The organism is Paenibacillus sp. FSL L8-0436 (genome assembly GCF_038593025.1).
In the GTDB taxonomy this organism is placed as follows: Bacteria; Bacillota; Bacilli; order Paenibacillales; family Paenibacillaceae; genus Paenibacillus_AQ.
Genome location: NZ_CP151955.1, coordinates 3,418,681 through 3,440,856 on the forward strand (window position 1 = coordinate 3,418,681; position 22,176 = coordinate 3,440,856).

At 45.9% G+C, this 22,176-nt stretch carries 22 protein-coding genes; 20 read left to right on the forward strand and 2 right to left on the reverse strand.

The annotated features are described in order from the left end of the window. Positions 1 to 48: 48 nt before the first annotated feature. From NSS79_RS15780 to NSS79_RS15795, 4 genes are all read left to right on the forward strand, one after another. Positions 49 to 1,044, forward strand: a complete 996-nt coding sequence (locus tag NSS79_RS15780; protein WP_342440066.1) for an ROK family protein — start codon at positions 49 to 51, stop codon at positions 1,042 to 1,044. A 35-nt stretch (positions 1,045 to 1,079) separates the two neighbouring features. Next, positions 1,080 to 1,562, forward strand: coding sequence for a hypothetical protein (locus NSS79_RS15785; RefSeq protein ID WP_342440067.1), 483 nt, complete (start codon positions 1,080 to 1,082; stop codon positions 1,560 to 1,562). Positions 1,563 to 1,611: 49 nt separating this feature from the next. Next, entirely contained in the window at positions 1,612 to 2,124 is a 513-nt protein-coding gene (locus NSS79_RS15790) for a GNAT family N-acetyltransferase (RefSeq protein ID WP_342440068.1), read from the forward strand. Between the two features lie 71 nt (positions 2,125 to 2,195). Next, the gene (locus tag NSS79_RS15795) at positions 2,196 to 2,732 is read left to right on the forward strand and encodes a hypothetical protein (RefSeq protein ID WP_342440069.1); all 537 of its coding nucleotides are present in this window, start codon (positions 2,196 to 2,198) and stop codon (positions 2,730 to 2,732) included. Between the two features lie 135 nt (positions 2,733 to 2,867). Here NSS79_RS15795 and NSS79_RS15800 read toward each other — a convergent pair whose 3' ends face one another. Then, positions 2,868 to 3,308, reverse strand: coding sequence for a DUF4395 domain-containing protein (locus NSS79_RS15800; RefSeq protein ID WP_342440070.1), 441 nt, complete (start codon positions 3,306 to 3,308; stop codon positions 2,868 to 2,870). A gap of 503 nt (positions 3,309 to 3,811) precedes the next feature. Here NSS79_RS15800 and NSS79_RS15805 point away from each other — a divergent pair. The 14 genes from NSS79_RS15805 to NSS79_RS15870 all read left to right on the forward strand — a co-directional run bounded on the left by NSS79_RS15805 (position 3,812) and on the right by NSS79_RS15870 (position 18,606). Then, positions 3,812 to 4,471: a response regulator transcription factor gene (locus NSS79_RS15805; RefSeq protein ID WP_342440071.1), complete on the forward strand. Its 660-nt coding sequence runs from the start codon at positions 3,812 to 3,814 to the stop codon at positions 4,469 to 4,471. A gap of 80 nt (positions 4,472 to 4,551) precedes the next feature. Beyond that, on the forward strand, positions 4,552 to 5,844 hold the full coding sequence (locus NSS79_RS15810) for a HAMP domain-containing sensor histidine kinase (protein ID WP_342440072.1): 1,293 nt from the start codon (positions 4,552 to 4,554) through the stop codon (positions 5,842 to 5,844). Between the two features lie 60 nt (positions 5,845 to 5,904). Continuing rightward, positions 5,905 to 6,987: a hypothetical protein gene (locus tag NSS79_RS15815; RefSeq protein ID WP_342440073.1), complete on the forward strand. Its 1,083-nt coding sequence runs from the start codon at positions 5,905 to 5,907 to the stop codon at positions 6,985 to 6,987. Positions 6,988 to 7,194: 207 nt separating this feature from the next. Beyond that, positions 7,195 to 7,470: a hypothetical protein gene (locus NSS79_RS15820; protein ID WP_342440074.1), complete on the forward strand. Its 276-nt coding sequence runs from the start codon at positions 7,195 to 7,197 to the stop codon at positions 7,468 to 7,470. 1,327 nt (positions 7,471 to 8,797) lie between these two features. Beyond that, on the forward strand, positions 8,798 to 9,946 hold the full coding sequence (locus NSS79_RS15825; RefSeq protein WP_342440075.1) for an acyltransferase: 1,149 nt from the start codon (positions 8,798 to 8,800) through the stop codon (positions 9,944 to 9,946). Positions 9,947 to 10,033: 87 nt separating this feature from the next. Next, positions 10,034 to 10,678, forward strand: coding sequence for a phosphoribulokinase (locus NSS79_RS15830; protein ID WP_342440076.1), 645 nt, complete (start codon positions 10,034 to 10,036; stop codon positions 10,676 to 10,678). Between the two features lie 296 nt (positions 10,679 to 10,974). Next, positions 10,975 to 11,754, forward strand: coding sequence for a CPBP family intramembrane glutamic endopeptidase (locus NSS79_RS15835; RefSeq protein WP_342440077.1), 780 nt, complete (start codon positions 10,975 to 10,977; stop codon positions 11,752 to 11,754). 31 nt (positions 11,755 to 11,785) lie between these two features. Next, positions 11,786 to 12,946 (forward strand): sensor histidine kinase, encoded by a 1,161-nt coding sequence (locus NSS79_RS15840; RefSeq protein WP_342440078.1) that lies wholly within the window; start codon positions 11,786 to 11,788, stop codon positions 12,944 to 12,946. 26 nt (positions 12,947 to 12,972) lie between these two features. Beyond that, complete coding sequence (locus NSS79_RS15845) at positions 12,973 to 13,602, forward strand: response regulator transcription factor (protein WP_342440384.1); 630 nt, start codon at positions 12,973 to 12,975, stop codon at positions 13,600 to 13,602. Between the two features lie 259 nt (positions 13,603 to 13,861). Continuing rightward, on the forward strand, positions 13,862 to 14,431 hold the full coding sequence (locus NSS79_RS15850; RefSeq protein WP_342440079.1) for a TetR/AcrR family transcriptional regulator: 570 nt from the start codon (positions 13,862 to 13,864) through the stop codon (positions 14,429 to 14,431). 61 nt (positions 14,432 to 14,492) lie between these two features. Further along, on the forward strand, positions 14,493 to 15,947 hold the full coding sequence (locus NSS79_RS15855; protein ID WP_038599661.1) for a DHA2 family efflux MFS transporter permease subunit: 1,455 nt from the start codon (positions 14,493 to 14,495) through the stop codon (positions 15,945 to 15,947). Positions 15,948 to 16,111: 164 nt separating this feature from the next. Beyond that, positions 16,112 to 16,444, forward strand: coding sequence for a PadR family transcriptional regulator (locus tag NSS79_RS15860; protein WP_342440080.1), 333 nt, complete (start codon positions 16,112 to 16,114; stop codon positions 16,442 to 16,444). After that, positions 16,444 to 17,778, forward strand: coding sequence for an FtsW/RodA/SpoVE family cell cycle protein (locus NSS79_RS15865; RefSeq protein WP_342440081.1), 1,335 nt, complete (start codon positions 16,444 to 16,446; stop codon positions 17,776 to 17,778). The genes NSS79_RS15860 and NSS79_RS15865 overlap by 1 nt, the downstream gene beginning before the upstream one ends. 57 nt (positions 17,779 to 17,835) lie before the next feature. After that, positions 17,836 to 18,606 (forward strand): M15 family metallopeptidase, encoded by a 771-nt coding sequence (locus NSS79_RS15870; protein WP_342440082.1) that lies wholly within the window; start codon positions 17,836 to 17,838, stop codon positions 18,604 to 18,606. Positions 18,607 to 18,670: 64 nt separating this feature from the next. On the opposite strand, the gene NSS79_RS15875 is transcribed toward NSS79_RS15870, so the two are convergent. Further along, a complete protein-coding gene (locus NSS79_RS15875; protein WP_342440083.1) occupies positions 18,671 to 19,573 on the reverse strand; it encodes a DMT family transporter in 903 nt (300 codons plus the stop codon). 126 nt (positions 19,574 to 19,699) lie between these two features. Between NSS79_RS15875 and NSS79_RS15880 the strand changes: the two genes are divergently transcribed. Both NSS79_RS15880 and NSS79_RS15885 read left to right on the forward strand, forming a co-directional pair. Next, positions 19,700 to 20,578: a LysR family transcriptional regulator gene (locus NSS79_RS15880; protein WP_342440084.1), complete on the forward strand. Its 879-nt coding sequence runs from the start codon at positions 19,700 to 19,702 to the stop codon at positions 20,576 to 20,578. A gap of 21 nt (positions 20,579 to 20,599) precedes the next feature. After that, complete coding sequence (locus tag NSS79_RS15885; protein WP_342440085.1) at positions 20,600 to 22,150, forward strand: YcdB/YcdC domain-containing protein; 1,551 nt, start codon at positions 20,600 to 20,602, stop codon at positions 22,148 to 22,150. Positions 22,151 to 22,176 lie beyond the last annotated feature (26 nt).

The following is a 22,176-nucleotide window of genomic DNA, read 5'->3' on the forward strand; positions in this document are numbered from 1 at the left end:
ATCATCACTACCATAAAAATGAAATTGGCGGAATTGAGGAGGTACTGGATGAAATCATATATCCTTGGGGTAGATTTGGGTGGAACGAATATCAAAGCAGGGCTGTTTGATACCGGTTTTACAGCAATTGGGGAATTGTCAACGGCTACTGAAGCCGCGAAAGGACCGCCATTTGTGCTCGAACGGATCCGAAATGCGGTTCAGCTGCTGACGGAGGAGCATGGAGTTGCTTTGGAGCAGATCCAATGCATGGGAATGGGCATCCCCGGTTTGCTTGATCCGGAAGAGGGACTGTCCATCTTCTCTCCCAATTTTCCGGATTGGGAAAACATACATATTGTAAATGAAATGAAAAAGTTCTACAGCTTTCCTGTATTTATCGATAACGATGTGCGAGTCAACCTGTACGGTGAATGGCAGTTTGGCGCAGGCAGAGGGTATAGAAATCAGGTGCTGCTTACGCTAGGAACGGGACTAGGTTCAGGCATTATCACTCAGGACAGGGTGCTTTACGGTACTACTTTCAGTGCCGGGGAAATCGGGCATATGAACATGTACAGGCACGGCCGCCCTTGCCGCTGCGGAAGCTCCGGCTGTCTTGGGAGGTACGTGTCCGCTGTAGGCATGGTCAACACCTTTAAGGAAAAGCTGGGAGAAGGCAGAACCAGTATCATTCAGACTTGGACAACCGGTAATAATGATGCCATAACCGCTCTGATGATCTCTGAGGCGTATGATCTTGAGGACAGCCTGGCTGTCGAGGTGATGCATGAGACAGGGGTTTTGCTTGGGTTTGGACTGGCCAATGTCATTAATCTGCTGAACCCGGACGTGGTTATTATCGGCGGGGGAATGGCGGCGGCAGGGGACAGGCTGCTGCGCAGTGTCCGGGAAACGGTAAATGCGCATGCACTGAAACTGGCGGGCGGCAAATGCAGGATTGTTCAGGCTCAGCTTGGCAGCAGGGCCGGAACGCTGGGGGCTGCATACTACGCGTATAAGAAGGATTGTGTTAAGCTGGGAGATGAAGGAAAAAAGGAGTAATCTAGTGATTACCGTAGACATCAGGAGGTTCAGGAATGAAGCTTAAATCCATCACACTCTTTTTGCTGGCGGCAGCTTTGCTATCATCATGTTCTAAGACGGAACCCTCTGCAGCAGACAATACTCCCGGCAGACCGGCCGTTCAGTCCATTAAAGACCTGGAGAAGCTGGAGAGCACAACCCTGTATACGGGACGGGCTACAATCAAGAGTATTGATAAAATCGAAAATGATATCGAACAGCCGCTTGCCGCTCCAGAAATGGACTATGTAATCCGGTTTGAGGAGCCTGTTAAGTTTGCCCAAGCACTGCCGGAAAGTGAAGATCCAACGGAACAGCCCATCTCGTCTGTCTATACGTCTGTTCCCGATACTCATATCTATAAACAGATTAATGGACAGCAGAGTGAATGGATCGGTCCTGAGTCGTTAAAAGCAGGAGATGAAATTGAACTCACTTATTTTTATCCGCTGACCCCTGTTTTTTTGGCGATGGAAATTAAAGTGCTGAGTGAATAGCAAACACTGAAAAAAAGCAGCATTCTGCTTGAATGGAGGAAGACATGCCATGAGTTTACCTGTACAGATCCGTCCTATGACCCAAGAAGACATAGAGATGATCTATGAAGGTTTATCCGGTCACGATATCAGTAAACCACTAGAGTATATCAAAAGCTGCTGGGAAGATAACCACAACAAAGAAAGAGTGACACTCCTAGTGTTCCATGAGCGCAAGCTTGCAGGCTGGGGACATGTGGTGCTTCACCCGCAGTACCCATACTTTAGAGAGCACGGAATCCCTGAAATCCAGAACTTTGACATTATCTCCCCGCTCCGCAAGCTGGGCATAGGGAGTCTGCTTATCGAGGCGCTGGAAAAAGAGGCATTTATGCAGTCGGACACGATAGGTATAGGCTTCGGGTTGTATGCTGACTATGGCACTGCACAAAGAATGTACATCAAGCGCGGTTTTGTCCCCGATGGCAGAGGGATGATGTATAACGATATGCCCGTAGTACCAGGAAGCCAAATTTGTGTGGATGATGATCTGACGCTATTTTTAATCAAAACTAAATCATAAAACATTTAATTCCGATCAAAATAGCGCATGCTATGCTATATAGAGCGGACAGAACAAGCAGGAGGGCGAAAATGAATCGAGAGATCCAGCATGTACCCTATGGCTATGAACCACCGGCCAGCGAACGCAAAGGAACGCTAGTTTTCTATGATTCCTTTGAGCATATAAGTGATCAGGAGCTGGCTGAGGCAGCACGGACGGCTACGGAACGCAAATTCACCAAGCTGGTGCTGTATCCGTTGCATGAAGAAACGGTAAGGCGGATGACGAAGGAGCCTGTACAGGCGTATTATAAGCGGGAAGACCGTTTGCATGAGTGGAGAAGAGAACAGGGACTTTCATTTATCACTGTGGAAACTCTGGAGGGAAAGCGGAAGAAATATACGCCGCTCGATTCTGCGCTCCGTCATATTAGCGAGGTGTATCCTTCGCCGTATTTCCTGTACCTGACACCAGAGATGGCGAATTTGTTTGCTTCTTATTCCTCCTTTGAGGAGTGGATCGTGAAGCTTCGGCTTATTCTGAGCGAAACTCCATCTACTGTTCATCCAAGGCTTGAGAAATTTCGCCATCGCTGGGATGTTGCGGGCGACGAAGAGAGGAAATAACCAGTGGCAGGAGTTGGCCAGCACATTCAATGCCATTCTCAAGCAGCAGTGAAGACCCAGGTCTCATTGCTGCTTGTTTTGTTGTTGCCGGTAACAATGTCCGCTGCGGCTGCTGTCATTACACGCTATACAGCGTTATTGAGTGCTTCCCTGTTTGCGTCTGTAGTTGAACATTCTCCACTGGTAATGGATAAAGCAGCCAATGCAGAATCCGAGAATAGCGACAGTTGCTGCGACCGCTACCAATGCGGTGAAGATATATGCGGCAACATTCCAGCCTGCCAGAAAGCTGATCAGACCAGCGGCAAGACAGAAGACGGCTATGCTTTGGTTAAATTGCTGCTGCTCCCAATCTTCGTGCACATAAGCAGAGCGTTCTTTTTTGAGGAAATTTACCCCAACCTTCATCACGGGATTGTATCCGAACAGTAGACCGGACAAGCCGGCGGCTAGGGGAATCGCAAGTATCCAATGTTGTCCTGTAAGCCAGGTTAACAGTACGGAGATCACGATAACTGCCTGGTTGGTTTTGACCAATGGTCTGGGGATTCCTTTGGATTTGATATCTTTGCCCATCTAATTCACACCTTTCACATTGGAATTAATTAAATTATAGCTGATCCCTCTGCCACTAGCAATCAGAAAAGACTTTTTTAATCTCAATATTTCCATCTTTTACGTTCGTGTAGGTAATGTCCATAGTCCACATGGCTCAGTCGGTTCAACAGTTCAAGTCAGATGAATTATTCTTTGACTCCTTCAGCGTTGAAAGTTACGCTATTTTTTGACTGCCAGTTTCCTTCTGCCAAAAAAAGAGACTTAAAAAAGTGATTTACAGCGCCAAACCTAAAGAGTCATGAAGAATTCTGAAATCTGGTATGTTAAAGTGTAAATAGTTAACAACACAGGAAAGAAGGGCTGAATATGATCTATGTTGTGCTGGACGACCGAGGCTTTACCGATACGTGACCGTCCGGATTGTAAAGAATGCGCCTTAAATTTGTAAGCTTATGCTAGCGGACGAAGTCTATGTGAACAGAAATGTTCGCTATTATAGGAATCAGGAGGATATTCAGTGGATGGCCCATATACTAGTGGTTGAAGATGAACAACCGATCAGTGATTTGATTACCATGAACCTTAAGCTGGTCGGACACACGTATTCCAAAGTTTATACCGGTTCAGAGGTTTCTGGAATTCTAGAACAGGAACGAACGGATCTTATTCTGCTCGATGTGATGCTTCCGGGTATGGACGGGTTTGAAGTGATGCAGCAGATTGCCCACTTGCGGATTCCGGTAATTCTGATTACGGCCAAAAATGCATTGGCAGATCGCATCAAAGGGTTCGAGTTAGGTGCAGATGATTATATTATAAAACCCTTTGAAATCCTTGAGCTGCTGGCCCGTATCAATGTCGTGCTGCGCAGGAACGAACAAACTGCCTCTGCTTTTATTTGCGATGAGGTGGAGGTCCGGTTTTCGGAACGTCAGGTCCGGGTAGATCAGTTGCCGGTGGATTTGACCACCCGGGAATTTGAGCTGCTCGAAGTGTTGATCCGCAACCGGAATATAGCCCTCTCGAGGGAAAAGCTGCTTGAATTGGCCTGGGGCTATGATTTTGCCGGCGACACCCGCACCGTGGATGTCCATATCCGTCAGCTGCGCAAAAAACTGGGCTGGGAAGAACGAATCAAAACCGTATTCAAGCTGGGCTACCGCCTGGAAGTTCAGGTCTAGCCATGCGGTTCTGGCATAAGATTCTCCTCTCCGTCCTCGTACTCTTCATTGCAGCCCTCGATGTAAGTGTAATTATGGTGATGAAAAAAAGCTGGCAGCTGAACATGGACAGCGAGACCAAGCGGGCGGCCAGCGAGCAGCTGCTGATTGCCAATAATATATACGAGAATCTTGATTCTATCCTGGCACGGGGCATCACCCTCACCCCTGTCTTGCTGCTCAGTGTGGCTGAATCATATGGTGAACACTACCGCACACAAGGAATTGGCTTGGAGCTGCGGGAGAACGGTCGGCTAATCTACCCGAATACAGGCGGAAAGGACGGTATGCAGGATGAACATACCATCCGGTTATCCATGCCGCTTCCTGCTCCTTACCAGCATATGGAGCTGGCCTATAAGCGCGACATCAGCGGACTGTATGCCCAGCAGCAGGAGCTGAACCGTTTCTTTGTAATGATTAACTGGATTGTAGGTCCGGTGCTGGCGCTGCTGCTCTATCTCCTCATCCGCCAACTGACCAAGCCGCTCAAGCAGCTGTCGGAGACGACCAAGACAATCGCTGAGGGCAATTATTCGAACCGTGTGGAGCTGCATAGCAGAGATGAATTCGGGGAACTGGCTTTTAATTTCAACCGGATGGCTTCGGTGGTGGAGCAGCGGATGACCGATCTCTCCGACATGGCCGAGGATAAACAGCGGATGGTCGATAATCTTGCCCATGAACTGCGTACACCGCTGACCAGTATGCAAGGGTTCGCTGAATTTCTCACTTCGGCGAACATTGGCCAGGAAGAACAGATAAAGGCCGGCCGCTATATTTGGAGTGAAACGGTCAGGCTGAAGAATCTTGCCTTTAAGCTGCTCGATTTGTCCGTCCTCCGGCACCAGCCTCTGGTGCAGTCAGAGGTGGATGTTTCCGGACTGTTCGAGGCGGTAGTGCAGACGGAACAGCAAAAATTAACAGAGAACGGAATACTGTTGCAGATTGACAGCTCCATCCCCACCGTGTGGGGAGATGCCGATCTGCTGGCATCCTTTCTGGTGAATTTAATCGAAAATGCCATTCATGCTTCAAAGCCAGGCTGCCAGATCCGCTTGCTAGCCTATAATCAGAACGGGGAGGCTGTGCTGGAAGTGCGTGACAGCGGAAGCGGGATGACGGCGGAACAGAGCAAGCGTGCCTTCGAGCCGTTCTATCGGGCAGACCCTGCACGTTCACGGACCTATGGCAATGCCGGTCTCGGTCTCTCCTTGTGCCGGCAAATTGCCGAGGCGCATCAAGCCAGAGTTGAGCTGCAATCTGTTCTTGGTGAAGGGACAAGCATCCGCATCTTTTTACAACTCCATAACAACTGTCCTCCTACTCCATAACATCTTGGGATTAAGGTATAGACAGATTCAACATCTTTGATCCCAATGGAGGTAATACAATTGAGCAAGAACAAACTGTCCGCTACGTTAGCTGTTATCCTATTTTCAGGAGCTGTGCTCACTGTCAGCGCGACTCTCGTCCCCAGCTTTGTGAACTCAGCAGTCGTCACCAAGAACAGCCCGGAAATTCAGGGTAGTGCCCAGCTGGCTTTAACCGGAAGTACCGTCCCTGTGCTGAAAGTGGAGGCACCGGCGCCGGTGTCCACTGTGAAAGAAGACCTGCTTACGCAGATGACTGATGCGCAAATCCAGCAGATCTATGACTTCATAGACAAGCCGGGCGATCCTCATAATTCAGGCCGGGAAATGACCGAATCAGAAGTGAACCGCAGACTGGTTCTGGATGACCAGTATGTGTATGATGGGCTCCGCCCCAAACAGAAGCTGCCGTTAAAGCCGGGACAAGCAGAAGTGTATCTGGATTTGGAGACCAATACGTACACATACCCGGAGCGGAGTTTGACCGATGAAGAGCTGCTGCAGCTGATTGACTGGTCCTACCGGGTCAATTACATCTTGTCCAAACGGAATGTGACTGCGCCCCCCCTGCCGCAGGAGTTCAGCAAGGCTGAAGCGCAGGTGCTGGCGGCTGAAAGTGTGCGCAAGCTGTTTGATGCCGATATTTCCAAGCTGCAAACGACAGTTATTCTAGATGAACTAAGACCGGACAAGCATCCAACCTGGAGCGTTCATTGGTCTCCTTATAAGTCGCAAACCCTGCGGGGACAAGGCAAGGAATTTTGGCAATATCACGTAATAATTGATGCGAAAACCGGGGTCGTGCTAGATACGACAGCAATTAATGTGGCGCTGAAAAGAACTCCCATCGACAAAGCCGCCGCCAGTGCCATTCAAAAGGATGCCAGCTGGATTCAAAAAGCCACCCAGATCGTTACGGACAAGCAGGGGGAAACAAGAAACATTGTCAAAGCTTATCTGACCGATACCGAGGTTAACAACAAACGCGGGATGGTGGCCGTGAAACTGTTGTTGGAAGACGGAAGCAGCTATACAGCGGAATTCCGCTATCCGAATCAGGCCCTGCGCTGCCTTATCTATGAGGCTGCCGACAAGGCCGATTAAGCAGAAAACGTTTCAAAAAAACGAGTACAAAGTTCCAAATAACAAGAAAACAAACTTTTCAGCCCTTTCGCTTCCCTGCAGGAAGCCGGAAGGGCATTATTCGTTCCGGGTGTATAGAGTTTTATATAGATTGAACTAAAGTAAAACATGGAACCACTTTTAAACAAAATCGTAGCATATTGTAAATAAATTGAATTGAGGTGAAATATGAAAGCTGCTTTTGATTACTTAAGAAGAGCCTATTATAGGCTTAGTTATTATTATCAGAAGTTTCAATTGATTGTAATGTCTTTTGTAGTTGTTGGAATAGTTGATTATTTTTTTATTTACGAGATTTTCGTTTCATTATCAGCATTATTTCCTGTTTTTATTTTAGAAATTGCTCCAGTCATTATTATCATTTTATCAATATTTATCATTCGAGGAATCGTTAGATTTATAAAGAAGATGAAAGAAAACAAACACTTACTATTTTTATTCTAACTAGAAATTATAGTTCAAACGCCAGATGAAGCTGGATTTGAAAAATTAGCACGGTTATACATAGATATAGAGGGCTTTATAAAAGACGACGGGATAGAGGTATTTGACCCAAACGAACCTGAGGTATTCATTCGGTGGCTGAGGAAGACGTGGATTGATTATTGAACTAACTATAAGACAGAAGATAGGGTTCTTTTCTCGTTGTAATCGGTGAGGACCTTAGCCAAAATGAAATTGAACTTTTAAACAAACAAAGATCCATTTATAGATCATCCCTTCTTAGAAGATCCGTCGATAGACAGATCCCCAACCTCTACACCGATATGCTTGAGGGTGCCTTTCTTACGATTGGTATGCTGAGTGGGGGGAAGGGCAGCGGCTTATGGTGGGGAACAAAGCGTGAATCCGTCTGGACGGAAAATCAATTAGACCTGTTCACCCTGTACACGATCAAGGAGCAGAGTATCTTGTTGTATGGTAAGTCCCATCTAGACAATGTGCCATCGTACTCGAGGGAAGAGTTCATTAGCTTTTTTAAAGAATATGCCAAGTGCATGCGGAAGTTTGGTAAGGGAAATAGCCTACATTCCGTTGACTGGCTCCTGTTAGCTTCCAAATTTATAGCTTGGTGGCAGGAAGGTGTCATTCTGTCTAAAAGCCAAGCAGCAGATTGGGGGCTATTACATCTTAGTGGCGGATGGAAAGAGAATTTGAAGCGATGCAAGAAGCTAAGGAAGGATCCATCCATGGTAACATGTCTAGAGTATTCCGAATGGCTGAGTAATTTGGAGCCAGCCATTATAGAAGCATCACATGATCTGGACAGAGCTCTCGAAACAACTATTCACTAAAGTAGAATCTTTACAGTCTATAAAAATACAGATAATAATAACTTTTCCGTTAACAGGAAACGCAAGCTCACGCAGGTTAGAAGATTAAAACCTCCCTTTAGAAGCAAACATAGATGTAATACCTTCTAAGGGGGGCGGAATAGTTTCTCATCTGATGGTTGTCTACAGCGAAAGAAGCTGCAACGTTGAGTGGAACTTACTGAAGCAAAGGCTAGTCTTGTTGAAGAAGGTATACCATTGTAATATAGTATTTTAACAATGAGATATTGGTTGTCTTCAGCTTACTATTATTCCGGGGACTGCAAGATTAGGAATCGGTTCTATGAACGACTTGGATTTGTTGCTAGTCATGAGGGCATATAACACTTTGATGGAAAGGGAATCAGTGAAATTTAAGTCGCATGTTATAATAGTTTTATCTGTGAAAGTAGAGGGGAAAATGAATAAAGAGACATCCGAAAAAAAAGCTCTTCTATTTGGATGGCATTAGAGGACTCGCGGCATTTGCCGTGGTTATTTCGCACTACATACAAGTATTTTATCCAGCTGCGTTAAATGGAAGACCGGAACAAGCTCATTTTGAATGGGATATCTGGTACGGACATTCTCCGATTAATTTATTTTATAATGGACAATTTGCCGTTTGCTTGTTTTTTGTGCTAAGTGGTTATGTGCTCAGTGTCAAAATGTTTGAGAAAAAGCTCGATAGTGAGAAATTTCAAAAATTGTTGCATTCCAGCGCCATACGAAGGTACATTCGGCTTGCCATACCGGCAGCGGCATCCATATTGCTTGTGTATCTAGCAATTATTACGAATGCCTTTCATCTCCAAGAAATATGGGGAACAACATGGACGGATATGAAAAAGGACTACTACGCTTTAGATACAAATGTATATACCCTTATCAAGGCTGCTATTTTTGATCCGTTTTTCCGTTTTAAAGCACAGCCTTACAATCCATTTCTTTGGACAATGAGCTATGAGCTATTAGGCTCTTTTTTAATTTTTGGTTTTCTTGCTTTATTTGGACGAGTGAAAAAAAGATGGATTGTGTATGTGATCTTATCCATTGCGTTGATTCAAACCTATTTTGTCGCTTTTTTGTGGGGAATGCTGCTTGCCGATTTGCTCAAGCAAAAATGGGGCCAAAGTAAAATAACGGCAGTACTTGTGCTTTTAATGGGGATTTACTTAGGTTCGGCGCCTTATACTGCATTATTGGGGACTATGTACGAACCCGTAGAAGTGTGGACAAAAAATATCAATGAATGGACTCAATTTAACATCGATCCACGACTTCTTGCACGAACCCTAGGTTCTGCTATGATTTTGTTTGCTTTGCTTCGTTTAAAAGTGCTGCAGCTTATGTTTGGATGGAAACCGTTTGCTTATTTAGGACAGATTTCATTTTCCATTTACCTCATTCATTTCACTTTCCTAAATACATTCTCCGCGTTCCTGTTTAGTAAAGTGATTCATCATTTTAGTTATAATCTTGCCTATGCAATTACGTTTATGGTTTCCATGGTGCCCTTATTTATATTGTCGCATTATTATATGAAATATATCGATCAGGGTGCATTAAAACTAGCTCGAAAAGTTGAAAAAAAGATGTCCGCATGACCAATGATAGCGTAGTGTTGAAACCAACAACTCTGCGCTTTTTTTGTGTTAATGAACATCAATTAATAGAATGAAATGGGGGTAAATATGGATAAGGTATTACAGAAGATAGCCAATTTGATCAGCGGTGAGGTTAAAAGAGTCACCATTGGAATTTCGGGTCATGGTGCATCTGGAAAGACAACGTTTGCCCATAATTTTTTAAAGCTTCTGGGACAGGATGATGTGAATTATATTAATACTGACCCCTATATTGTCAGCTCTCATCTTAGGAAATACACTTTTATCGACTATGAATATAACAATGAACATCATCATGAAAAAATGACGGCTTGTCACCCTGCTGCTCATAATATATTCGCTTTAGAAAGAGACATTCATATGTTAAGAGATGGTTTAGATTTTTATACAATAGGCACGAATTATACAAAGAATACATTAATATCTTCACACAACAAAATAAATATAGTGGAAGGCATGAGTGTTGCCTTTACAGACCCAAATTTGTATGACCTGAAAGTTTACTTATATACGGATGGAGAAACCGAGTTGATGAGAAGGAGTATACGTGATGTTTCTGAAAGAGGAACAGATATTAATTATTTAAGAAAATCTCATGAAGAGCGTAGAATTCAATATGATTTATTTATGCATCCGCATCATCAAAAATTTGATATAGTTTTAAAAAATTCCAACGAAGAGTATATTCTTGAAAAAAGCTGTTTTAATTAAAATGTGAAATAAAGACAAATCGGAAATTGAGATTATAAGGTGTTACGAGTTCTGGAAAAACATCAATAGTAGATGCTTACAGTTGAAATAGCACAGTAGGCACATCATTTTAAGACCCTCTTTCCTTCGGGATTGAGGGCTTTTTTCTGCTAATAACTGAACGACAGAAGCACCGTCCAATTGGGGGGAGAACTCCCTTCTTTCGGATGGTTTATGACGATCGTCACTTATCATATGACGGTCTTTTTTAATATATTTACGACGGGGAATATATTTGTCAAGAAGGAGCGGGAAGGTTGAATAACGAAATAGAAATCAAGCAGTATAGTGTCGGTAAAATATTGGGTTTATGGGCTTTAGTCACGTTGCCAATGTTCTTTATTCGATTCGGACTGATGCCGTTTCTGGTGCCAATCGTCAGTTTTCATCCGCTTATTGTCTTTTGGATGCTTATGATTGTCGGCATGATCTGGCAGTTTGTATTATCTGTCATCATCTTGAAAAAAGAACTGGGCAGTTTAAGCTGGGAGAAGCTGAAAAAAAGACTGTGGCTGAATCATCCGGTTCATCCGAAAAAGTTTAAAGTCTACAAAGTCGCTTATTCATTCACGCTTCCGATCATCCTATACGCTTTTTTCTTTGAAAACTCAGGTTTGTTCCAGTTTGTAGGAGAAGCGCTCAACCGGATTTTCCCGTTTATGGCTCCTCAGGAGTATACAAAGATACAAAATCTGATGGCTCCTGAATTTGTCGGTGCCTGGTATCTGCTCGGTATTGCGCTTGTCAGTTGTTTGTTTAATTATTTACTGGGAGAAGAGTTGTTCTTCCGTGGCATTCTGCTGCCGCAGATGAAGGGAGCCTTTGGAAGATGGGATTGGGCCATGAACGGCGTTTTGTTCGCTTTTTACCACCTGCATAAAATAACGGATATTCCTATGATTCTCATCGGATCGCTTTTTTTCGGCTTTTTAAATGTCAGATATCGCAGCTTTTGGCCATCCGTCATCATTCACGGGGTGGAAGCCATACCAGTGCTTGTAGGCGTCATTGCGGCCATTCTAGGAATCATGCTGTGAAGTGAGCGATTTCTAAAGGATGTGTGGTTTCATGAATATTTCAACAGTTCATACCCTAAGCAATACGAAAGTATCGAAATTATTTTTCTATGGACTGGCATGCTCTTACGTGGCCCTGCTATTGCTTTACTTTGTTTTATCTCAATATAAAGGCTTTGCGGTGGTTTCGATCCTGATCGCGCTTTATTTCTTAAGACACTCGAAACGAGTGTTAAATCATCCCGAGTATCATCCCATTGTAGCCGTATCCCCGATTGTCGAAATCGTTCTCCTCTTTCTTCTATTCCTGGGAAGCAGAACAGAAATCGAGAGTATCGTATTTGTTCTCTTTATTGCGGATCTTCTCTTACACTACAAGTCGTGGTACGCTTTTCCGTTTGCCTATGGTGGATATTTAGCCTACATTTTTTTGTGGTCACCAGGAGGAGAAGATTTATGGCGGAATATGTTCCATATTTTGAGCTATTCGTTTTTGGTAATACCAATCTGGAGCACCAAGCTGCTGCTCAATCAAAGGGATATGAACCTTCGATTAAACGAATCTTTGATCCAGGAAGCTAGAACGAGAGAAGAGATGGCGGCATTAAAAGAGAGAACGCGGATTGCGGAAGAGGTTCATGATACGGTGGGACACACGTTAACTACAGCGATCGTCGCCCTTGAGGGAGCCCAACTGCTCTTCGATAGAAAACCGGAGGAATCTCTTCGGAAGATCCTCATCGCACGCGAGCAGCTGAAGCAAGGACTCGGCAATATCCGTCAGGTTGTCAAAACATTAAAAGCAAAGGAAGGGACTATTGGCGACTTGGGGCTTAAGGAAGGAATACAGAAGATCATGACCGATACGGAAAAGCAGACGGGCGTTCAATTTATTTTACATTTTGAGGAGGTCACCCATCTAATCTCTCTTCAGAAGTATGTTATGATCAACTTCATAAAGGAATCGATCACCAATGCGCTAAAACATGGCAAAGCAAGTGCAATGGAGATCTCTGTCCTTGAGCAGCAAGATACGATTCATATTAGGGTAAAGGACAATGGAATCGGCAGCGATTCATTCATATTTGGGTTTGGTCTGAAAACGATGGAAGAAAGAATAGAGGCCATCGGAGGTCAGTTGAGTGTGCAAAGTGAGCCTATGAAGGGATTTGCACTCCATGTCCGGATGCCTGTTGCAAAGGGGGACGGTTAATGGATAGCGATCGCAAAATCAGCGTCATGCTTGTGGATGATCATAAAATTATGCTTGAAGGTCTGGAAACTTTGCTTTCGATAAGATCGGAGATAGAGATCGTTGGGACGGCCCAAACCGGCGAAGAAGCGCTTGAACGGCTTCACTCGGTTGTTCCGGATGTCATCCTGATGGACATTCGCATGCCGGGTATGGGAGGCGTAAAGGCAACCGAAGCCATTAAGGAGCTCCACCCGCATGTGATTATACTCATCTTAACAACCTTTGACGATGATGAGTATATTATAGAGGCTTTATGCAACGGAGCTTCCGGTTATTTGCTTAAAGACATCGATGGAGAGAAGCTTGTTCAATCCATCGATGAAGCGCTCTCCGGAAATTTGCTGCTTACTGGTAAAGTGGCAAAAAAGCTTGCTCTCACGATCCGCAATAAGAACAGGGGATTTGAAAAAGCAGGTAAGGAACTTGAGCTAACGCAAAAAGAACTTGACCTTGCAAGGCTGCTTATTGAAGGATATAACTCAAAGGAAATTGCCGGAAAATTATTTTTGACTCAGGGAACGGTAAAGAACTATTTAAGTGACATTTATTCCAAGATCGGTACCAATGACCGGGCTAAAGCAGTCTTGTTATTAAAAAGATATTTATCAACATGAGAGAGTGGTGTCAGGAACTGGATTAGTGACTCTGCTTTGAATACAGGTTAAAAACTCTGACCAAGTGGCTTTATCTTGGTCAGTTTTTTCATTTTCAAGTTCTTCAATTTGATCTGCAGTTCCTTATCTAGCTAGAGCGGTGATTTTCAATAGGCAGCGTAAAGTTTAATTTTAAAATAATTTCACGTTGACATTTAGGCCTCTTCCGTGGTTTTATTATGTAGACCGATTGTTATAAAAGTAAAAGGAAGTGTAGAGCTTGTCGAACAAGCACAATGCACGGGAGGCGATTGTGGACACCGCTTCAAGGTTGTTTTTTACCCAAGGTTACCATGCTACCGGGTTAAGTCAGATCATCAAAGACAGTGAATCGCCGAAGGGATCACTATATTATTATTTTCCCCGTGGCAAAGAGGAGCTGGCTTTGACCTGCATTAACCGGACCAGTGAGATCGTCGCTAAACAGCTGCGCCATTATGTGGAAAATGGCAAAAGTGCGTCAATCGCGATTCAGGATTTCATTCTGGGAATGGCTGCTGATGCTGAGAACTCAACCTTTAAAGGCGTTGTTCCGTTCAGCTTCTGGCTGTCTGTAGAAACCTCCTGCGTAAGCGAGGAGCTGCGGACAGCATGCCAAGCCGTATTCAACGACTGGCAGGACGTTGTCATGCAACAGCTGCTTGCTGAAGGCACAGATCAACAAATGGCAGCCGATAAGGCTTCCGTTGTGATTTCTTTGTTTGAAGGGGCACTGCTCCAGACATTGACGTACCGCAATACACAGCCGCTGCTTGCAGCTGCTAGAGCTATACCTGCCATACTGGATTGACAAGAAAGAATATAGAGAGAAAACTATACATTTTCAGGAGGATACAAGAGTGGAAGCAACGATGCAAGGAAAGAAGCAAACCCCAGAAAGAAAGTTCAAGACAATTCCGATCCTCGTCTCCTTATTGCTCGCCGGATTTATCGGCATGTTCAGTGAGACTGCGTTGAACGTGGCATTGACGGATTTAATGCAGGTTCTGAATATCACGCCTACAACGGCCCAATGGCTGACAACAGCTTACTTGCTGACACTCGGAATTCTCGTTCCGATCTCAGGTCTGCTGCTGCAATGGTTTACAACAAGACAGTTGTTTATCGCTGCAGTAAGTTTCTCAATTCTGGGAACCTTCCTGGCTGCCATTTCGCCAAGTTTTGAGTTTCTGCTCACGGCACGTGTCGTTCAAGCGATGGGAACTGCACTGCTCCTGCCGCTGATGTTCAATACGATTCTGCTCATCATCCCAGCCGAGAAAAGAGGGGGCGCGATGGGACTGATTGGACTCGTGATCATGGTTGCTCCTGCAATCGGCCCAACCATTGCCGGACTATTGATTGAGAGCTTAAGCTGGCACTGGATTTTCTGGCTGTCGCTGCCGTTCCTGGTAGCTGCACTGATCTTCGGAATTCTGTTTATGCAGAACGTTTCTGAAGTGACGAAGCCGAAAATTGATGCACTTTCCATTCTGCTGTCTTCGTTAGGTTTTGGAGGCATTGTCTACGGATTCAGCAGTGCCGGTGAAGAAGCCGGCTGGGGAAGCCCGAAAGTAATTATTGCCATCGCTATCGGTGTAGTAGCACTCGTGCTGTTCGCTGTTCGCCAATTAACGATGAAGCAGCCGATGATTAATCTGCGTGCATTCAAATATCCTATGTTTACAGTTGGCGTGCTTATGGTCTTCATCTGTATGATGGTTATCCTTTCATCCATGCTGATTCTTCCGATGTATCTGCAGCAAGGCCAAGGTTATACTGCCTTTAAAGCCGGTCTGCTCCTGCTTCCAGGCGGAATTATCAATGGTCTGATGTCCCCGATTATGGGACGCTTGTTCGATAAATATGGACCTAAGTGGCTCGTGATTCCAGGGTTGGTCATTGTCGCGGTATCCCTGTGGTTCTTCTCCAGCATCACTCCAACATCCACCGTTGTGTTCGTTATCGTGCTTCATAGTGCGCTGATGATCGGGATTTCGATGATTATGATGCCTGCCCAGACGAACGGGATTAACCAGCTGCCGCTGCAATATTATCCCGATGGAACGGCCATTATGAATACACTGCAGCAGGTAGCCGGTGCAATCGGTACTGCCTTGGCAGTCAGCATCATGACCGCTGGCTCGAAGAGCTTCATGAAGACCGTAACTAATCCGGCCGATCCTATCAATATTGTTCCGGCATTTACACATGGGGTTCAGAACGCCTTTATCTTCGGAATGATTATGGCTATTGTTGGACTGGTTGTCGCCTTCTTCCTGAAACGTGTCATTGTACAGCACAAAGCACAAGGCATGATGCACTAATAAGAACATTTGCAGTTTTCGAAGCACATCCGCAATGCGGGTGTGCTTTTTCCATATGCTGGACGATATTTGTGAAATAATGTATAGTATACATAGAATAACGATGTATTAAGGAACGGTGTCAGACTTTGGCCTAATTGAATCCTGAAGGGAGTGTTAACAAAATGAAAGTCAGCAAAGAAATGCTGAAGGGCAGCACAGGGACGTTGATTCTAACGCTTCTACTGGACAAGCCGCAGTACGGATATGAGCTGATCAAGGAGCTGGAGCAACGTTCCGAAGGTGTATTTTCCTTAAAAGAAGGTACACTGTATCCCATTCTCCATGCGATGGAAAGTGAGCGCTGGGTAGAGTCTTACTGGGTAGAGGTTGAGGGGCGGAAGCGCAAATATTACCGGATTTTGAAGGAAGGCGCGGAGAAGCTGAAGGAGAAGCAGTCCGAGTGGCGTTTATTTAAAAGAGCGGTGGATACTGTACTTGGGGAGGGTGGAGCATAGTGGAGTCGAAAAGTGGGCTGGAGCAGTATTTGGACAACGTATGCGGTGAAGTCAAAGCCAAGAAAATGCATGCCGAGATCCGCAGCGAGCTTAGCAGCCATTTGGACGATCTGATGCTTGAGCAGGAAAGTCTTGGTGCATCCAAAGCAGAAGCAGAAGTTTTGGCGGTTGCGCAAATGGGTGATCCGAAAGCTGTGGGAAAGGATCTTCATCATATTCATAAACCAAAAACTCCATGGGGTTTGCTGGGAGCTCTGCTGTTGTTCTCTGCGATTGGATTGCTGGGGATGAGTTCTGTGGATGCCAACCCGCTGGAGACCAGAATTCATGAAAGCTTGCTGTATAGACAGTCAGTCTTTATGCTATTGGGGATAATGTTGATGACCTTGCTCTACTTTTGTGATTTTCGCAGGCTTCAAAAGCTGTCCTGGCTGCTGTACATCTTTTCAATAGCAGGGATAATCGCAAGTTTGAAATGGGGCATCTATGCGAACGGGAGCCGGACTTATTTTTTGGCTTTTGGGGGAATCGTGATCAACCTGGTCTCCTATAGTCCATATATTGTGCTGGTTGCGCTGGCAGGCATCTTCTCAAAATTTAAAGCGGATGGCAAGCTGGGAACTAAGCGTAATTTGCTCCCGGAGTTAGTTATTCTCCTTGGACCAGCAGCGGCCTACATCATTGCCGGCCCCATACCTGTGTTGTTGCTGTATTTGGTCTGTTCTCTGATATTGTATACTTGGCTTTCCGGGGTCTGGTTGCGTTCGACGTTGATCGGTGGTTTTTTTCTAGCGGCAGGCCTCCGGTATGCGTGGAATAATCAACAGATGAGAGACCGGATTCTGGGTGCAATCAATTACAATATCAATCCGGAGTCCAGTGGATTTGTCTATAAGACCCTGAATGAGGTCATTGGTTCAGCAGGCTGGAGCGGACATGGCTTCGGTGCTGAATTCGGGAGGCTGCCCTATGCATATTCAGATATGCTCCCTGCTTATCTGGTATACTGCTTCGGCTGGGGCGGCGGGCTGGTGCTGCTGGGTATCATTCTTTGGTTTTTAATCAAGCTCTTCTCTTCAATTCATGCAGTGAAGGATTATTATGGCAAGAGTGTTATTATTGCTCTGTCACTCATACTTGCTATGGGGCTGTTCTACGGTCTGCTGGTGCTAAGCGGCAAAATGATTCTGACCAGCATTCCATTTCCGTTCATGAGCTATGGCGGCCATGTTCTCATTGAATATGCGGCGCTTGGACTGCTTATGGGCATCTACCGGCGCAAGGATATCACACCTGCTGAACCTGAATCACGTACTATACGGGAGGGATTATGAGTTTACTAATACGTACTTGGACCCGAACTGGGGGAAGGAAGGAGCTTTATCTTAATTATGAAGCAGCATAGGACAGGCAAATGGCTGACGGCGATCATGCTCTTGCTGATCTTGGGGATGACCTCAGGCAACACCGAAAGCTCTGCAACAGCGGCAGATGAACCTGGACAGAAGGCAGGCGAATTAGCACAGCAAGTTAGCACCCAGAAGAAGAATAACCTGCCCAGTGGTTTTGTTTATCTGGATGAGATCATTCCAACCGCACAATATGAAATTCGATATTATAGCGATAATAATTTTACCGGTACACGGGTTGACGGGTACAAAGCTCCTCTGGCGATCTTCTCAAAAACGGCGTCGGCGGCATTGAAGGAGGTTAGTGACGATTTGGAGCGAAAAGGATACATTCTTAGAATATATGATGCTTACCGTCCGCAAAAAGCAGTTAATCATTTTGTCCGCTGGTCGCAGGATGCCGGAGACATTAAGATGAAGCTGCAGTATTATCCGAAGCTGGACAAAAAGAATCTGTTCAAGCTTGGTTTTATCGCCAAAAAGTCGGGACATTCCAGAGGCAGTACGATTGATCTGTCGCTCGCCGACAAAAAAACGGGTGCCCTGGTCGATATGGGCAGCCCGTATGATTTTTTCGGCGAGATCTCCTATTATAATACCTCACTGGTCAGCGCCAAGCAGCATGCCAACCGCAAGCTTTTGAAAGATACAATGGTGAAACACGGGTTTAAGCCGTACAGCAAAGAGTGGTGGCATTTTACGCTGATTAAAGAGCCTTTTCCGAAACAGTACTTTACCTTTAATGTAGAATAACAAGCTGGGATGATCTACGAAAAATCCGAAATCCCTACGCAAAGCCTCCATAGGCATGACCGCTTCACAAATCCGCCCTGCTTTTTCTCGGCATTCGGTTCATGTTGGCGTTCAGCGGCATTTTCCCCAGCAGTTCGGAGGCGACGATCCCCAGCAGCACTAGCGCTGCCCCGGTGTAACCTTGCATGGACAGCTGCTCCCCGGCAAACCAGAAGCCGAAAAAGGCAGCAAACACAGGCTCAAGGGAGAAGATCAGGCCGGTGCGTGTCGGAGTAGTGTATTTCTGGGCTACCGGCTGTAAGATAAAGCCGCAGGCGCTGCAGAGAATGCCAAGCGCAAGAATGGCAATCCAGCCTGGCATGGAAGACGGCAATGACGGTGTCTCGAAGACAGCAGACAGCACAAGGGCGTACCCACCGGCAAAACCTAACTGCAAAATGCCGATATTCAAGGAGTCGCAGGTTTTCACCGCTTTGCCGGTGACAAGGATCTGCACAGCATAAAATACTGCTGACAGGATGCACAGCAGGTCACCCGGCTGCACATGCAGCGAGGAATTTAAGGTCAGAAGCCCGATCCCCGAAATGGCCAGCACAGCGCCAAAGATCTGCGGGGGAGCGACTCTTTTTCTGAAAACAAGCACATCGATCAGTGGAACAAAAATAACGGTCAAAGCGACCAGAAATCCGGCATTGGAGGTAGTAGTTGTCTTCAGTCCGAAGGTGATGCAGGTGAATACCACCAGCAGCAGGAATCCGAGCAGTGCTCCATATTTCAAGGTTCTAAGGTCTATTCTGCGTAGACGCTTGTGAAACAAAATGGCCGCCAGCACAAAAGCAAGGCCGAAACGCAGTGCAATCAGATTAAATTCCCCCAGTGTATCCAGTCCCATCTTCATGAAGATGTAGGAGGAACCCCAGAACATTGTTACTACAATGAGCATTAGCTCAGCCTTAAGCGGCTTCATCTCGTCATCATCCTTCTTTACGTCAAGTGATTATAGTATAATATGGCTTATTACATAAGGTAACTGAATGTTTATCATAGGAAGCATGAGGAAAATTCATGTAAGTTAAGAAGGGGGCCGGAGTCCTTGAGCATCACTAAATATGAGGTGTTTCTGAAGGTTGTGGAGTTGGGCAGCCTGACCAAAGCCGCTGAGGTTCTGGGCTTTACCCAGTCCGGGATCAGTCATACCATCAGCAGCCTGGAGATGGAATTCGACTTTTCGCTGCTGGTAAGAAACCGCTCGGGTGTCAAATTAACGGTCAACGGTGAGCAGGTAGTGCAGCCTATCCGTGAGATCCTGAAATGGAATGAGCAGTTGAAGCAGCAGGTTGCTGACATTCACGGGCTGGAAACGGGGACGATTACGATTGGCACGTTTACCAGTGTGTCTGTGCATTGGCTGCCGGGGATGATTAAAGAGTTCCGCAAGGAATACCCTTATATTGAATTCAAGCTGATGGAGGGCGGCTATCTGGAGATTGAGCAGTGGATTGAAGCTGGAGTCGTTGACTGCGGTTTTATTTCACTCCCCACCCGGGATAAATTTGAGGTGTTTCCCCTGAAACAGGACCGGATGCTGGCCATCCTCTACCAAGACCATCCCTTGAGCAAAGCACCCTATATGCCGCTTGCGCAAATGGCCTATGAGGATTTTATTATCCAGAAGGCCGGATCGGATTATGATGCCAGGCGTGTATTTGAGCGGGCGGGAATCCAGCCGAATATCAAATTCACGGCCGGAGATGATTATGCCATCATTGCTATGGTGGAAAATGGTCTCGGCATCAGTGTTCTCCCTGAAATGGTCATCTCGCGCCAGAATCATAATGTAGCTATGCTGGAGCTGGAGGAGCGCAGTTTTCGTTCACTTGGTATTGCCGTTCATTCTATGAAGTATGCATCACCGGCAACCCGGCGTTTTTTGAAGCATGTACAGGTTTGGCTGAAAGATTATTCGGAGTAACTCAATGGGCTGGAGGTTGAAATGGAAGCAAACTTTGATAGACTGCGCACGCAAGCAATGAACATTGTCGCAATTCCCCAGCATTACCGTTTGGTGATGGAAGACAGCACGCCAACGCGGAATGCGGTCAATCGCTCTTTTATCTGGGAAGACCCGGAGAACAAGGAATGGACCCTTGAGATCTCTCTGGATTTGGCTACCGGTTGTCTGATGGACCTGAATGTAGATATGGAACCTAATGAGGAAACCAATGACAGGGAAGATCCCAAGGGCATGGGGGAGGAAGCGAGGAAAATCGCAGATGCCTTTGTGGGCAAGCATGCACCGGACGCGGCTGGTTTGACTTGGATTCATACGGATGACAGCAGAAGACAAATTACGTACAGAGAAGAAGTCGGTGGCCTGCCTCTCCCAGACACAGGTTGTGAGGTGACGCTGGATCAAGGGCTGGGCATTATCCGTTACCGTCATCATCTTAAATCAGCTCCAAGACCGGAATGGCCTGCCGTCCTCGTTAACGAGGGTGCAGTAAAAGAACAATTGCTGTGTCACACCCATATGGAGCTGCAAATCACAGCATTATCTCCTTCCATTTACGATGTGCCCGGCACAGAAGATGAGTATCGGATGGTATATAATCCGGCTCCGTTTATGCGATTTATTGATGCTGTAAGCGGAAGGGACTGTTTCGGACCTGAACATTACGCTTTGCCATCAATTCATTCGCTCAAAGCCGATGAAGGGCCGGCAGAAACCGCGGGAAGTGGGCCGGAAGAAGCTAAAACGGGTGCAAACCGCAGCATTGCTGACTGGGAGCAGCTGCTTGGCATAAATCCGGAGCTATACGAGCTTGAGAAGTCTTCAGACGATGGCGAACGTATTATGTTGCAGTACAAGCATATAGATGAACTGGAAGATGAACCTGAGCAGGCAGCACTCTCTGTAGACGGATATATGAAGTATAGGTGGGGAGACAAGCTCAGGAATCTGGAATCTCCGTTTAAGCTGCAGATCGAAAAGACTACAGGAACCTTGCTCCGCTTTCATCGGGATGATCCGGGAAAGGAGCAGCCTCTTGCTCCCCTGATCCGGCAGCAATGCTGGGTTAAAGCGGAACGGTTTCTGCGTGAGGTGTTCCCGGACTATGCTTCCTATCTGCGGCTGGAAGTTGATAAGGATGACCTGGAGGATGAACCCCGCAGCCGTGAGTTTTTCTTTTTGCCTGTCTACATTGGCGACATCCCGGTTAACGGAGAGCGGGTAACGATTAGTATCAGCACAGCAACCGGGAATACCTGCCTTTATTCCGGCGTCTCTTGCGAGATGCTCCAACAGTTGGCTGAACACAGGCTTGCCCCGCTTCTAACACCCGAGGTAGCCTTAGAAATCTATAAGCGAAATATGGATGTCAAGCTTAAATGGATTAAGGTTTCTAACGCGGAGCGGCCGGTATACCGGCTGATTTATGAACTTGTTACTATTCCACGGTCTGAGCTTTCTAGTGAATTCGTCAACTGTAAATTGAGATACATTGATGCCCAAAGCGGCGAACCGATTTGGGGGAAGTACTAAAGGGTGAAAGAAATTTCAGGTTGACG